Raw genomic sequence first — 13479 nt, 5'->3', positions numbered from 1 at the left:
ATGGCCCGTCAACGATTGACGGCCTCGACCAGCTGCCACATCTCTTCGCCCACGTCAATCCCCCTGGGGCACTGGCGTGAACAGGCGCGGACGGACTCGCAGGCCAGGATGCCGTCCTCCTGGTTGATGTCGTCCAGGCGTTCCTGGCTGTGCCCGTCACGCGAATCGTTGATGAACCGCGAGGCGGCAATCAGTGCGGCCGGCCCGGCAAAAGCCTCGCCACCGGCGTAGACCGGGCAGGAGCCCTCGCAGACGCCGCAGGCGATGCAATTGCTGAGCAACTCGAACTTGGAGAGCTGGGCCGGGGTCTGCAGGTTCTCCATGTCTGGATCCGGTTCAGCATCTTCGCGCAGGTAGGGATGGAAGCGGCGGATCTGGTCGAACATGGTGTCGGTGTCGACGATCAGGTCACGCAGGGGGGTAAAGCCAGGAAGGGGCTTGATGTCGATGACCCCTAACCAGCCCGTTCGTTTCGGCTTAGGGCCCTCCGGTCTGGATTGATCCGCTCCGGTTCGGCCGGTCCGGCGGAAGCCCCGGTCTTGGTCACCTCCATCGCCTGTCTCCTCGGCGGGTACCTTGGCGAAGTCTCCCACGGTGGCGGTGCACAGGAGGGTGGGTGTCGTGTTGATCAGTACGGCATCCGATCCACACATGCCGTGACCACAGGAGTAGCGGAAGTTCAGGGTCGGGTCCTGCTCGCGTTTGATTTGCAGCAGGCAGTCCAGGATGGTCTGTTCGTGTGCGGTCTGAATCCGGTATTCCTGGGTCCAACGCTTGCCACGTGGGCGTCCCGGTCTGGAGCCGAAGGGGGAGGGGGACGAGGATGAGGCGAAGGGGTTGGAGGCAGAGCGGCCGGACCTACCTTGACGGGGCGTGAACCTGGCTACGCGGATGGTGACGCTGGAATCGGTGCTGATGTGTGTCCCTGAGGCATGGTCACCGGTTCCGGTGGAGATTGCCACTGCTGGCTCGGCACCTTCTGGTTCCATGACTTCTCTGCTCCAATCCGATTGCATGCGCTGGCGGTCCCTTTCGCGAAGGCGGAAATAAACCCTGCACATATTCTAATGGTCTGGTCGGTCAAGTCCCCTCAGCATGACCTGTCTTGTCTGCTTCGCGAGACGGAATCCACCGGGGTCGTCCGGTCACATGTTGATTAGCCTGGTCCTGATGGTGGACTCTGCGTGGATGGCCACTGACCATACGATTCCGCCTCTCCCCAAAGGGCTCATGGGTGAGAGGCGGATGTTCGTTTGCCGATGTGGCATGCCCGGTATGTCTACTTGGCGTTCCTGATTGCGGTGCAGATGGATACCGCCGGGTCATTGAAGGGGATCAGGGTGGATTGGAAGGCATGGTAGAGGTCCGACTTGCCGGGCCAGACCGTGTCGATGACCTTGTTGTCCTGATTGAGTTGGTGGAACCATGATCCGCCATCATGGTCGATCAGGTACTGGTCGGTGTATTGGACGAAGTCGGCATACCAGGTACGGTACTCCTCCTTACCGGTCACCTCGGCCAGGGTGGCGGCGGTATTGATCCCCTCGGCCAGGGTCCAATGCATCCTGTCCGTAACCACGGGCCGCCCTTCCCAATCCGTGGTGTAGGCCAGGCCTGTGGTGCCTCCGGCATTCCACCCGTCGGCGACGGCCTGCCCGAAGAGGTGCTCGGCGGCATCCACGTAGGGCTGTATGGCTGCCTTGTTGGCGAAGGTGCTCAGGGCCCACTGCACAATCAACCGGGCCCATTCGATGCCATGACCCGGCGTGGCTCCATAGGGCTTGAACTGGTCGTCCTTCCTGTCCTCGTTGTACTCCAGATCTGGTGCCCACTGGCTGGTGAAGTGCTCAGGAATTCTCCAATTGTTGCCCTTGGCCCATTCGATGACATGGTCGATGATTCGTCCGGCGCGCTGTCGGTAGGTGTTGTCGCCGGTTGCATCGGCTACTGCCAGGAAGGCTTCGGTGGTGTGCATGTTGGCATTGAGGCCACGGTAGGGATCGAGTCGCGAGAAATCCGTGTTCCAGGTGTCTACGGCCAAGCCGGTCTCCTCGTCCCAGAAGTACCGGTTGAAGGTGTCCAGGGCTTCGTTCAGGAGCTTACGCGCTCCCGGTCTGCCTGCCAGCAGGGCTGAGGAGGCGGCCAGGATCACAAAAGCATGGGAATAGCAGACCTTGTCGGGTTCCGGGCTGCCGTCCGCCTGGATGGAGGGATGCCAACCACCATTGTCGTCGTCATGAAGGATGCCGGTCAGGCCACGCAGACCTGCATCGACCAGGTCTTCGGCACCGGGGTAGCCCAACAGGCTGCCTATGGCGTAGACATGGGTCATACGGCCGGTGATCCAAGTCTGGATGCCATGGGACGGGTCGATTCCGCCCTTGTCGTCCAGCCAGCCTGAACCGCCCTGCGCGGCGGGGAAGCCTCGTCCGAAGTCGAGGAGTTCATATGTTTCCGAGGCCATGAAGATGCGGTTGGCCTCGGAGCCAAGCTCATACCTGGGATTCTTGTTCATTACGTTGCCTTTCTGTTTCCTGCCACTGTTGCCGGCGGACGTGCATCGTCCAACCGCTGACGTCGAGGGGCGCTCTGAGATGGCCTGGTTCCCTTGCTTTGGATGCAAGGCCTTGCCCTGATATGGAAGAAGTCCATGACCGGTTCGCGGGGCATCATGTCGGCCCATCTGAGGGACCGGTTCCCGACCGTGTCCGGGCCAGATGGCCGAAGAGGGTGGGTTGGGCAAGGAACTGGGTGATGGCCACTGCGGCTGCGCCTGAAACGATGGCATCAGTGGGCAGGGAGGAGAGGACGATGGAGGTGGAGTCGTTGAGCTCGGGCACCACCCGCTCGTCGACCACATCCTGAACGGCCCTCAGCAGGGGTTTACCGGCCGCGGAGATGATGTCACCCAGGACGATGCGCTCGGGATTGAAGGTGTTGATGATGGTCACGCAGCCATAGCCCAGGTACCGACCCGCTTTTTCAATCTCCTTCACGGCCTTGGGATCGCCTTTGTCCGCCTGCTCGAACAGGGCGCTGCAGACCTGACGGTGTGTCATGGATTCGGCTCCGGCGATTATGCCCTCCTCGATGGCGTCACGGTGTATGGCCACCGCTGAACAGTAGAGTTCCAGGCATCCGCGGTTGCCGCAGTCGCATGGCAGCCCGTTGATGTCTATGGACACATGGCCCAACTCGCTGGCTACGCCAAGGGCCCCGTTGACGAGTTGGCCCGCTTCCAGGACCCCCAGCCCTATGCCTTCCCCCAGTAGGTAGTAAGCCATGTTTTCGCAGTCCAGGTTGTCGCCGAAGAGGTGCTCCGCCAAGACCCCCGCACGCGCATCCTGCTCAATGAAGACGGGCACGGAAAAGCTCTGTTCGAATTCCCGCCGGAAGTTGATCTTGCGCCATTCCTGCATGGACGAGACCACTGCGGTGCGTCCCACCGTGCGGAGGTAAGGGCCGGGTACGGCCATGCCGATGGCCACGATTGTGCAGTCAGCGCTCAGGAGGCCGTCAATCGAGCTGTGGATCGCACGGATGGTGTCCTGGATATGGGTTTCGTCCACGGTCGGCAGATCCATCAGACTGATTCGTGTGCCTGAGAGGTCGAATACGCCTATCTGGACAAGGCTTCGGGCGAATTTGACGCCAATGACATGGAAGCCTGTCTTGTTCAGCCTCAAGTCTATGGATTTGCCGCCGCGATAGGTTCCATGCTTGGTTGGGCCGCTTTCCTCAACCAGACCCTCTTCAATGAGGTGGGCGGTGATCTTGGTGATGGCTGCCGGTGTCAGATGCAGGGTTTTGGCTATCCTTGCCCGGGAGCTGACACCGTAGCGGTAGAGGTGGGATAGGATCCGTGAACGGTTGGATTCGGAGACAAGGGCTTGCGAGGGGCTGGATCCTGAGCCGGGCATCGATACCTCCTCGCATCTATTGCGTCGCGGTCGGTCCTTCGCCTCTGAATGGTATCGAGGCACCTTCCTGTGCCGCTTCCGACAAGGGGATGTTAACTGAGTTAATAGATGAAAACAAGTGCGGTGTGTTGCCCTACGACTTTCACCCGCAGGTCCGTCCGGACGGTGTCTGAAGTCAGGATGGGGTTGGCCGTGTTGTAAGGCGGCATCAATGCTCTTGGTAGGGGTATCAGTACTGCCGTCCGCTGGGGGGCATGTCGACGATGTGAACCGGTTGCCAGTCCACCCTGCCTTCCCGGTCGACCATGGAGTGGACGAGGAAGTGTTGATCATCCCGTTCAGGGTGATCCCTGCGGAAAAGGGCGCCGCGTGATTCCTCTCGGCTGTCGCTTGCGGACAATACCGCGGCGGACAGGGTCAGCAGGTTGTCGATTTCCATGATGGCGGTCAACTCGTGGTTGAAGGCCGCGTCCGGGCTGTGCGCTTTCAGGCCCTGTGCAGTCTGGTCCAGGTCGGCCACTTCTTCCTCGGCCCTGGCGATGCTCTTCTGATCGCAGCGGACGGCCACGGCATCCTCCATCACACCACCCAGGGTTTGCATGACCTGGTAGGCATTGGTGTCGCCGTTCGGGTTCGTATCCGGGGCTTGGGCATGATCTGATTCGGATGGCGAGTCGTCCAGGATGCGATCTATGACCGACCGCCTTGTGGCCAGGGTCTGTTCCAGTGAACGCGTGTCACCGGATTGGGCCGTGCTCTTTCCTGATAGGGCGGAGGTGACCTGTTCGGCCATGGCCTCCCCGGCCCTGCTGCCGAAAAGACAGGCATCCAGGAGGCTGTTGCCCCCCAACCGGTTGGCGCCGTGGACACTCAGGCAGGAGCACTCTCCAGCAGCATAGAGGCCTTCGACCGGGCAACGCCGACCATCCGCCCACTTGTATACCTGGCCCTGGGTGGTGATCGGTATACCCCCCATCGTGTAGTGGGCGGTCGGCTTGATGGGGATGAGATCGACGGTGGGGTCCAGGTCGGCAAAGCGGCGGATGGTCTCATAGACCTGGGGGAGGAGGGTCTTCATTCGTTCCTCTCCGATGCCCCTCATGTCCAGCCATACGCAGTTCCGTGGACCGTTCGGATCCTTGGGGTCGGCCACCCCGCGGCCGGCGTCGATCTCGGCCATGATGGACCGGCTGACCACGTCCCTGGCGGCAAGGTCGCCATGCCCGGGTGCATAGTCCTGCATGAAGGCCCTGCCCTGGGAGTTGCGCAGAATTCCGCCCTCTGAGCGGGATGCCTCGGAGAGGAGGATGCCGGTATGGCCAAGTCCTGTCGGGTGGAATTGGATGAACTCGATGTCTTCCAGCTGCAACCCGGCTTTCAGGGCCAGGGCCATACCGTCCCCGGTGAGGTCCCAGGAGTTGGAGGTGGTATGGAAGAGCCTGCCGGCACCTCCGGTGCAGAGCATGATGGTGTCGGCCGAGATGGCATGGGTCTCACCGGTGTGGGTGTCCAGGACCACCAGGCCGCGTGCCTTCGCACAGGGATTGGTCAGGGGGGCGCTTTCGTGTTCCCCGTCTTTGTGCTGTTCCTCAGCCGGAGAATCGGTATCTGGAACCTTGATCCCGTCCAGGACCAGATCCGTCACATACCATTCCTCGGCGAAGGTCACCCCCATCTGTACGCACTGCTGCCAGAGGGCGTGCAGAATCTGATGGCCTATGCGGTCTGCCGCGTAGGCGGCGCGCTTGACTGGTTTCCCGCCGAACTCAGACGTGTGCCCGCCGAACTTGCGTTGGGCTATACGGCCGTCTTCCCGCCGGGAGAAGGCCACACCCTCGTGCTCCAGGCGAATCACCGTTTTCCGGGCTTCGCTGGCCAGTATCTTGACGGCATCCTGGTCGGCCAGCCAGTCGCTGCCCTTGATGGTGTCGTAATAGTGCCAGTGCCAATCGTCCTGCTCCTCGTTGCCCAGGCTGGCTGCGATGCCGCCCTCGGCCGACCCGGTGTGGGAACGAAGGGGTTGCAGCTTCGAAATGACCAGGATCGAAGGTGTTTCCTGGCCCTCATGGTGATTCTTCCGGAGGGAGCGGGACAGACTCAGCGCTGCTGACATGCCGGCGGCCCCGGCACCTACGATGATGGCCTCATAGTGGCTCTTGATTGTGGCGGGACTCATAAAACAGATATTCTCACAACCCTTTGATAGGGAACACCCCGGATTCGGTGATTCGGGGGATTGTCGGTAGGGTCGTTGATTGCTGGTCCGTCAAGTCAGGCTTGTCCCTTTGCATGCAGACAATGGGTGCATGGCTCACGAGCAGTCCTTTTCGCAGTTGGTGTATCAGGTCGTCAGACGCATACCTTCTGGCAAGGTGGCCACGTACGGTCAGATAGCGGCCCTGACAGGTCGACCCAGGAATGCCAGGTTCGTCGGATTCGCCCTCCATTCCAATCCTGAACCCGGCGTGATTCCCTGTCATCGGGTCGTTTTCAAGGATGGTTCCCTGGCTCCCGGTTTCGCCTTCGGTGGGCCTGACCGGCAGCGTACTCTACTGGAATCCGAGGGTGTGGTCTTTGTTCCCCCCGCCCGTGACGAGAACGCGGGTCAACCTGGCTGGGTGGTCGATCTGGATCGTTGTCAATGGTGTGCCTGATCCTGCTCGACGGCATGCACGACCCCGTTGATGGTCTCGATCCTTCCTTCGATTTCCAGACGGCCTAGGTGGCGTATCACCGACTGGACTCTGCCGCCCCAGGGAGAGGCAGATTGATCCAGGGCGGGAGTCCCCGTCAGCCTCTTGGTCAGGGCGTCAACGGTGGCGGTCTCGCCTTCTTTCCGGCATGACCGCAAGGCATTCAGGATTGCGTCCTCCAGATCTTCATGGACATGACGGCCTGGTCCAATCAGGTATTCCAGGGCAGGTGGGATCTCCTCAACCGGAGGTACCTCTTCCTTGGCTTCCCTGTTGGTCGTCCCGGCTCCCGCCTTGTCTGCAAGCCCCTCACCAAGGGGCTGGTTCTTCTCGGACATGAGGCCGACGGTTGCTGTTGGGGCATCCTTTATCATGCTCTTGGTCCGAATGTCTTCCTCCGAAAGATCGGCTGACCGGAAGGAGCCAATCACGGGATCGGTTCCGGGGTGATGCGGAGGATGACACAGGCCGGTTATGTCGGTCGCGGAAATGAGGATGGTCGCTTTCCCCTGATGGATCAGATGGTTGCAACCGATATTTTCCGGAGTGTCAATCCGCCCCGGGGCGGCGTAGACTTCACGGCCCAACTCGGCTCCCCAGTTGGTCGTGTTGAGAGCCCCTGACCGGTGTCGGGCCTGGGCCACCACAATCGTTGAGGAGAGGGCGGCAATGATCCGGTTGCGCAGGAGGAAACGGCGCCCTTCCGGTATTGTTTCGGGATGCATCTCGCTGATCAAGGCCCCACACTCTCGCTCCATGGACTGGAAGAGGTCCCGGTTCCGTAAAGGTCCCATACGTTTCATTCCACCCGCGAATACCGCGACAGTCGAACCCACATCATCCCCATCATGGTCCCGGCGGGCGGACAGGGCACCCCAATGCGCCTGGGCGTCGGCCCCCATGGCACCGCCGGAGACAACCAGGTGACCCTGGGCCGCCGCCTGTCTGCCGATCTCCTGGGCGATATAGCTCCCGTAGAGGTCACAGGTCCTGGAACCGACGACAGCCACGGGCTTGGCGCAACTAATCAGACTCTCCTTGTTGCCTATTCCCCAGAGGCAGAGGGGAGGGGCCCAGTCCGAGCGTTGGGAGAGGTCGTCGAGCTGGGAGGGCCAACAGTCCGTCGATGGTGTCAGTACCCACAGGGTTCCATCGTCGGTCATGGATCCTTTCAGCCTGTCCTCGTCCCAGTTCCACAAGGGTTCCAAGCGATACCGCCAGTTGGTGCTGACGCGGCGGAAACGGTCCATATCCTTGCCGTTTATCTGTCTGCCCCAACGGATGGCCCCCTGGATGAAGGCTCGGTCCAGTCGTGTTCGGGCCTGGGATGCCCGTGCGGAGACCGGCCCGGTTGGGTTGGGTGATATTGCCCATAGTGTCTGGCAGAGTTCCAACGGGCAGTCCGATCCCATGAGACTGGCGTGCATGAGGGCATCGGGGCCGTCCGAGGCGAAGTTCAACAAGGCGCGGGCCAGCCAGTCATCGCGTATTCGCAGGCCGGGTTCAGGCAGGGTCAGGGGTCGATGCCCAATCCGTGTTCCTCTTTCCGCGCTTCCTGGTTGTGAAGGAGCCGGTTTCGGCAGTGCCGTTCTGTTGATTTCTGCAAGCATATCAGGCCGTCCTTGTACGCATCATGATCCCTGTGACCACATCGTCCGCATTCGGTCCGTACCTCCCGTCGAGGTCGGCCAGGGTCCATGCCAGACGCAGTGTCCTGTCCGCGCCGCGCAGGCTGAGATGGTTCTTCCTCATGGCTTCGTTGACGATGGATAAGGACTTCTGCGCCGTGTTGGCCCGTAACCATTCACCGCTGATTTGGGCGTTGCGGGTCCACCCCTCATCCTTGAACCGTTTCTTGGCAGCCTTGCGGGCCATGACCACCTGCTGCCGGATTTCGGCGCTGGACCGTCCATGCTCCAGACCTGCCCCTCCCAGGTCGGAAACCGGCGGGACCGTGGTCTGTATATCGATCCGGTCCATGATCGGTCCGGATATCCGGTTCCAGTATCTTGCTCGTTCCCTGGGTGTGCAGGTACAGCGCTCGCCGGTTCCGTAGCTGTAACCGCAGGGGCAGGGGTTTGCAGCCATGACCAGTTGGAACCTGGCGGGGAACGAGGTGGATCCCTTGGCCCGGGAAAGAATTATCTCCCCGATTTCCAGTGGTTCGCGCAGCGCCTGGAGAACACGCGGTGAGAATTCTGGTGCCTCGTCCATGAAGAGGACGCCACAGTGGGCCCTGGTGATGGCCCCCGGTGTGGCAAGTCCCGTTCCACCTCCGACCAAGGAGGCCATGGAGGCGGTGTGGTGGGGTGCTTCAAAGGGCGGGGTATCGCTGACTCCATACTGTTTCAGGGTGCCACAGAGGGAACGGATGGAGGCGACTTCCAACTGCTCCCTCTCATCCAGTGGAGGGAGGATACCCGGCAGGCACCTGGCAAGCATGCTCTTTCCGGCACCTGGTGGTCCCATCATCAGCATGTGGTGGCCCCCGGCCGCCGCCACGGTCATGGCCCATTTGGTCTCCTCCTGGTCTATTACCTGGTCCATGTCGAGATTTGACGCGGGGAATGGGGACTGGTCCTGCAGGGATATGTCGGCTTCCTGTCCGGAATCGGCCACGATCCGGGAGGGATGATAGTCGGCTCGGCCACCCATCGCTTCCACCAGTTGACCGAGGTGGTGCAGACCGGTCACGCGGATTCCCGGGACGATACCGGCCTCCTCCATGTTGGCCTCAGGCAGGAAGACCCGTTTTACCCCTTGCTCCTTGGCATAGGCCAGGATGGGGAGGACCCCGGTGATGGGCAGGACGCTCCCGTCCAGGTTGAGCTCACCCAGGGCGATGGTGTCTTCAAAACCCTTGACCGGCACCACCCCGCCGGCACCGAGGACACTGGCGGCGATGGCCAGGTCGTGTGATGAGCCGCGCTTGGGACGGGAGGCGGGCGACAGGTTGACGGTGACCCGTGTCTGGGGCCAACGGAACCCGCAGGAGGAGCAGGCCGATTTGACCCGTTCCCTGGATTCGGACAGGGAGGCATCCGGCAGACCGATGATCGAGAAATAGGGCAGGCCCGGTGAGATGAAGGACTGGGCATTGATGATGAATGCCTTGAGCCCCACGAGACCGATAGATCTTGCCGACCCCAGCCTCATCAGAAAGCCTCCCTGATGTGGCGCAGGAATATGGAGTCCGGAGACCATCCATGCCTTGATTCGCGTGGTCCCCTCAAAGGGTCGTTCGTGGTCGTCGGTATCCTCATATCCGAGTCGGGGGCCTCCTGGTCGGGTGGCAATCCGGAGGTCGGCATCAGGTTGCCCACGGTAAGTGTGACCACGTCGAACCGGGTGCCCCTTCGACGGATGAAGGGGTCACGGTCGTGGCCGATCAGCCACTGGACGGCCGCCCTTCTGAGCCGTTGACGCTTGGTCTGGCCCACGGCTTCGCAGGCGGAACCGAAGGTGGTGGTGCGTCGGGTTTTGACCTCCACGAAGACCAGGATCCGAAAGGGATCCAGGGCGACGATGTCCAGTTCGCCAAATCGGCAATGCCAGTTGCGGGCGAGTATGCGCCAGCCCTGGTTCTGCAGCCAGAGGCAGACGTACTCCTCACCCAGTCTGCCGAGCTCCCTGCCGTCCAGCCCGTTCCGCTTGATCAGACGCTCGGTCTCGGCCATGTCCTGGAAGGTATCCAGTGACCCGTGATTGTATGCTCTGCTTGTCGCTTGTGTATCCATGGCTCAAGAACACCACGGATGAAGAAAAGAGCAATCTGATATTTGGAAATGTGCGTATGTGTATAAGGTAGGCCCTGATTGACAGGAAGGTCCGATATGGAGGTGACACAACCCCTGGGGAACCGCGTCACACTCATATCGGACCTAAAGCCTTGTTCGGGGAATCAGGCCACGGCGACCTCGTCCAGGTCGGCACGGGCGATGGCCTGGTCGAAGTCCCTGGTTCCCTTGAAGACCTCACGGGTCCAGGGGTTGATGTGCTGACGGCGCGCACGGACCAGGATGCAGCCCAGTGCGAGCACGTTGGCGACCAGAGCCAGGATGGATACCGTCAGGTTGACCCCGGGCTTGTTGACCGACTGGGTCGAGAAGACCGAGTAGTCCTGGAACATGGGGAAGACCTGGGCGAACATGCACCAGATGGCCAGGGTGTTGGCCCGGTTCTGGATCCAGCCCCCCTTGTTCCAGAGGAAGTTGGCGAAGGTGGGCGCCAGGAGGAGGGCCAGACCGCAGTACCAGGAGTGGTTGGGCAGGCAGTTGTAGGTGTAGCAGAAGTTCCACAGGTCATAGGCGATGATGAAGACCCAGGTCATGTCGGGCCAGAGCATGTCGCGACGGTCCTTGGAGGCATAGATGCCGAAGATGCCGGTCATGCAGAAGATGTCGATCAGGCCCGCCACCCCGTTGATGACGTTGTGCCAGCCGCCCATCAGGGTGATGCCCTCGGTGGACACCCAGGTTCCGCCCCACCCGCGGATGGCGGATTCGAAGTCGGAGACCACGGCGATGAGGATGTTGATGGCCACGATGATGAAGGGGAAGCACTTGAACCAGTGGGACTTGCCGATCTTGCCCCATCCATACTTGAGGGCCATGAAGCCGATGCAGCCGGCTGTGGCGGCATAGAGCTTGGCATAGTGGAACCAGCTGGTCATGTGGACATAGGTCGGGTTATGCAGTGCCCAATCGGCCCCGAAGGCCGCCGATATGTAGATGGCCAGGAAGTAAACGGTCAGGGCGCCGGGAATGGCCAGGAAGCAGATGATGCCTCCCGTCTTGCTCCGCCTGGCGACCTCGTTGAGGCCGATCAGGCATGCGAAGACCAGGATCCACCCCAGCCATTGGTAGGGGGCGTTGGCTCCGTAGACTTGGAACAACATGACGATGTCCTTTCTTCTCTTCTGTGTCAGGTGTTCGTTGTTTGGTTCTTGGCAGTGGATGCCGGGAAGGACCCCATTGCCTTACAGGTAGGGCTCCAGGTGGAGCGTCTGGGCGGCCATGCAGATGATGGCCTCGTCGCTGGTGTCCGGCTGCACCCTGAGGAGGGTGATGGATCCGGAGATCAGGACGATCAGCATTTCGCGCACATGGTCGATGGGCAAGTGATCCTGGTGGTGTCTGGCGAAGTCCTGAACCGCCGTTCGGCAGAAGTAGTCGGCTATGGCCTCGGAGGCCTGGTCCACGAATTGCGTGTAGAGCTCCCCGTTGCCCGAGTGGATCATCTGCTGTCGGAGCGGGCTGTTCTCGGCGATGACCGACCGGGCCACCTGCACGACGGTCTCTAGGGCTCCCTTGACGTCGCCTGGTGTCCGCTTCCTGTTCCATTCCTCCATCCGGACCAGGACCTGGTCGGCGGACTTGTCGACCATGGCCTGGGCCAGGGCCTCCTTGTCGGGGAAGTAGTGGTAGAAGAGGGACCTGGTCATCCCCACCTGCTTGGCGATGTCCTTGATGGTGATGTGGGAGAATCCCTTGTTCCTGCAGATATCGATCACGGCCTGGACGATTTCGTCACTTTTCCCGGACCGCCTGCGAGAGGGGCGCGGGACGAAGGCCGACCCGTCTCCTATGGCTGATGCCTGCATGGTTACTTCCCGTCCTTGCGGAGTTCGTTGACTCCGGGGAGCTGAACTTTGACACTATGTCAACAACGACGATTCGAGTATAGGGCAGATTTTGACAAAGTGTCAATTCTGCCAGGATGCCCGTCCCGGTGGTTTTCCTGACGGGTCATCCGGAGGCGAACGCCGGGTCACACCTCTGGGGGTATGAGAGGACCCCGGAGCATTCCGCTCCGGGGTCCCATGGAAACCTGTGGTGAACTGATCGGTGATGCTGTGACCTGAGGTGCAGGTGAGCGCCTTACCCAACCAAGCCGGTCAGCAGTCCCAGGTCCAGCTCGAAGCTGACCCCGCGCTCCTGGTAGTTGGGCTGGTTGCGGGTATGCTGCATGGCCGAACGAACGAATTCCCCGGCGATTTGCGCGGCATCGGCCAGGCCCCTCCCGGCAAAGACGGCACCGCAGAGGGAGGAGGCAAAGGCGTCGCCCGTCCCGTGAATCATGAAGGGGAGCTTCTCGTGGACCAGCTCCCGCTTGCCACCGGCCCCGTCCTGGTTCGCCGAGGCCACGAAGTTGCGCAGTTTCCCATCCCCGCGGTCGATGCCCTTGATGATGACGTTCCGGGCACCCATCTCCAGGAGCCTGGCCAGGCGCTTCTCCACCTGGTCGTCGTTCAGGTCCTGACCCTCGTAGGGCAGGCCCGTCAGGAGGCTGACCTCGGTCAGGTTGGGCATGAGCAGGTCGGCCCCATCAACCAGGCGAACCACCGCCTTGCACATCTCCTCCGTGTAGGTGGGGTACATGGCGCCCCCATCGCCCATGACCGGGTCGACCAGACGCAGGGCCCTGGGGTACTCCCGATACATGCGCCGGATGATGTCGACCTGCTCGGCGCTGCCCAGGAACCCGCTGTAGATGCCGTCCAGGTCGACGCCCTCCTTCCGCCAGGCATCCAGGTATCCCGGCAGCATCTCGGTGGTGTCGTGGAAGGTGTAGTCCTTGAACATGGTGTGGGCGCTGAAGAGGGCCGTGGGGACCGGGCAGACATCGCACCCGGCCGCCGAAAGGATGGGGATGGCCGCCGTCAACGAGCACTTGCCGTAGCCGCACATGTCGTGCACTGCTGCGACCCGGGGGATGTAGTTCGGATCGCGCTGGTAGAGCCTGTTCTGATCGTCCGTTTGTCCGGCCATATCTTGAACTCCTTCATGCCCGCTGAGGCTGTTCGGAACGGAACCTTCTCCGTTGCTGTCTCGACTTTACAGCGGGAGTGCAGGTGACGCACCACC

11 protein-coding genes are annotated in these 13479 nt (G+C 61.5%); 1 reads left to right on the top strand and 10 read right to left on the bottom strand.

The features are described from left to right. Positions 1 to 8: 8 nt before the first annotated feature. The 4 genes from AACP59_RS03135 to AACP59_RS03120 all read right to left on the bottom strand — a co-directional run bounded on the left by AACP59_RS03135 (position 9) and on the right by AACP59_RS03120 (position 6096). Positions 9 to 962, bottom strand: coding sequence for a succinate dehydrogenase/fumarate reductase iron-sulfur subunit (locus tag AACP59_RS03135; protein ID WP_339349809.1), 954 nt, complete (start codon positions 960 to 962; stop codon positions 9 to 11). 317 nt (positions 963 to 1279) lie between these two features. Then, on the bottom strand, positions 1280 to 2515 hold the full coding sequence (locus AACP59_RS03130) for an AGE family epimerase/isomerase (protein ID WP_339349808.1): 1236 nt from the start codon (positions 2513 to 2515) through the stop codon (positions 1280 to 1282). A 154-nt stretch (positions 2516 to 2669) separates the two neighbouring features. After that, entirely contained in the window at positions 2670 to 3920 is a 1251-nt protein-coding gene (locus AACP59_RS03125) for an ROK family transcriptional regulator (RefSeq protein ID WP_339349807.1), read from the bottom strand. 229 nt (positions 3921 to 4149) lie between these two features. Beyond that, positions 4150 to 6096 carry an FAD-binding protein gene (locus tag AACP59_RS03120; RefSeq protein WP_339349805.1) on the bottom strand — a complete coding sequence of 649 codons (1947 nt, stop codon included), beginning with the start codon at positions 6094 to 6096 and terminating at the stop codon, positions 4150 to 4152. A 130-nt stretch (positions 6097 to 6226) separates the two neighbouring features. On the opposite strand from AACP59_RS03120, the gene AACP59_RS03115 reads away from it, so the two are divergent. Then, positions 6227 to 6574, top strand: coding sequence for an MGMT family protein (locus AACP59_RS03115; RefSeq protein WP_297317012.1), 348 nt, complete (start codon positions 6227 to 6229; stop codon positions 6572 to 6574). Here AACP59_RS03115 and AACP59_RS03110 read toward each other — a convergent pair. The 6 genes from AACP59_RS03110 to AACP59_RS03085 all read right to left on the bottom strand — a co-directional run bounded on the left by AACP59_RS03110 (position 6559) and on the right by AACP59_RS03085 (position 13383). Next, entirely contained in the window at positions 6559 to 8223 is a 1665-nt protein-coding gene (locus AACP59_RS03110; RefSeq protein ID WP_339349804.1) for a DNA-processing protein DprA, read from the bottom strand. The genes AACP59_RS03115 and AACP59_RS03110 overlap by 16 nt on opposite strands. A 1-nt stretch (position 8224) precedes the next feature. Next, complete coding sequence (locus tag AACP59_RS03105; RefSeq protein ID WP_339349803.1) at positions 8225 to 9769, bottom strand: YifB family Mg chelatase-like AAA ATPase; 1545 nt, start codon at positions 9767 to 9769, stop codon at positions 8225 to 8227. Next, positions 9769 to 10350: a YraN family protein gene (locus tag AACP59_RS03100; protein ID WP_297317009.1), complete on the bottom strand. Its 582-nt coding sequence runs from the start codon at positions 10348 to 10350 to the stop codon at positions 9769 to 9771. Before AACP59_RS03100 ends, AACP59_RS03105 begins: the two co-directional genes overlap by 1 nt. A 164-nt stretch (positions 10351 to 10514) precedes the next feature. Continuing rightward, positions 10515 to 11510, bottom strand: a complete 996-nt coding sequence (locus AACP59_RS03095) for a DUF5692 family protein (RefSeq protein ID WP_339349802.1) — start codon at positions 11508 to 11510, stop codon at positions 10515 to 10517. An 81-nt stretch (positions 11511 to 11591) separates the two neighbouring features. Next, positions 11592 to 12215 carry a TetR/AcrR family transcriptional regulator gene (locus AACP59_RS03090; RefSeq protein ID WP_339349801.1) on the bottom strand — a complete coding sequence of 208 codons (624 nt, stop codon included), beginning with the start codon at positions 12213 to 12215 and terminating at the stop codon, positions 11592 to 11594. A gap of 277 nt (positions 12216 to 12492) precedes the next feature. Continuing rightward, entirely contained in the window at positions 12493 to 13383 is an 891-nt protein-coding gene (locus tag AACP59_RS03085; RefSeq protein ID WP_339349800.1) for a pyridoxamine kinase, read from the bottom strand. Positions 13384 to 13479: the final 96 nt, after the last annotated feature.

The organism is Bifidobacterium indicum (assembly GCF_036987015.1).
Taxonomy (GTDB): Bacteria; Actinomycetota; Actinomycetes; order Actinomycetales; family Bifidobacteriaceae; genus Bombiscardovia; species Bombiscardovia indica.
The sequence above is the reverse complement of the archived record's forward strand: the minus strand, read 5'-3'. Positions and strand labels throughout refer to the sequence as shown.

Excerpts from the sequence above, each read along its gene's own strand:
- AACP59_RS03105 (WP_339349803.1), bottom strand. The coding sequence starts at position 9,769 with ATGAGGCTGGGGTCGGCAAGATCTATCGGTCTCGTGGGGCTCAAGGCA.
- AACP59_RS03130 (WP_339349808.1), bottom strand. The coding sequence starts at position 2,515 with ATGAACAAGAATCCCAGGTATGAGCTTGGCTCCGAGGCCAACCGCATC.
- AACP59_RS03085 (WP_339349800.1), bottom strand. The coding sequence starts at position 13,383 with ATGGCCGGACAAACGGACGATCAGAACAGGCTCTACCAGCGCGATCCG.
- AACP59_RS03100 (WP_297317009.1), bottom strand. The coding sequence starts at position 10,350 with ATGGATACACAAGCGACAAGCAGAGCATACAATCACGGGTCACTGGAT.
- AACP59_RS03115 (WP_297317012.1), top strand. The coding sequence starts at position 6,227 with ATGGCTCACGAGCAGTCCTTTTCGCAGTTGGTGTATCAGGTCGTCAGA.
- AACP59_RS03120 (WP_339349805.1), bottom strand. The coding sequence starts at position 6,096 with ATGAGTCCCGCCACAATCAAGAGCCACTATGAGGCCATCATCGTAGGT.
- AACP59_RS03125 (WP_339349807.1), bottom strand. The coding sequence starts at position 3,920 with ATGCCCGGCTCAGGATCCAGCCCCTCGCAAGCCCTTGTCTCCGAATCC.
- AACP59_RS03110 (WP_339349804.1), bottom strand. The coding sequence starts at position 8,223 with ATGCTTGCAGAAATCAACAGAACGGCACTGCCGAAACCGGCTCCTTCA.
- AACP59_RS03095 (WP_339349802.1), bottom strand. The coding sequence starts at position 11,510 with ATGTTGTTCCAAGTCTACGGAGCCAACGCCCCCTACCAATGGCTGGGG.
- AACP59_RS03090 (WP_339349801.1), bottom strand. The coding sequence starts at position 12,215 with ATGCAGGCATCAGCCATAGGAGACGGGTCGGCCTTCGTCCCGCGCCCC.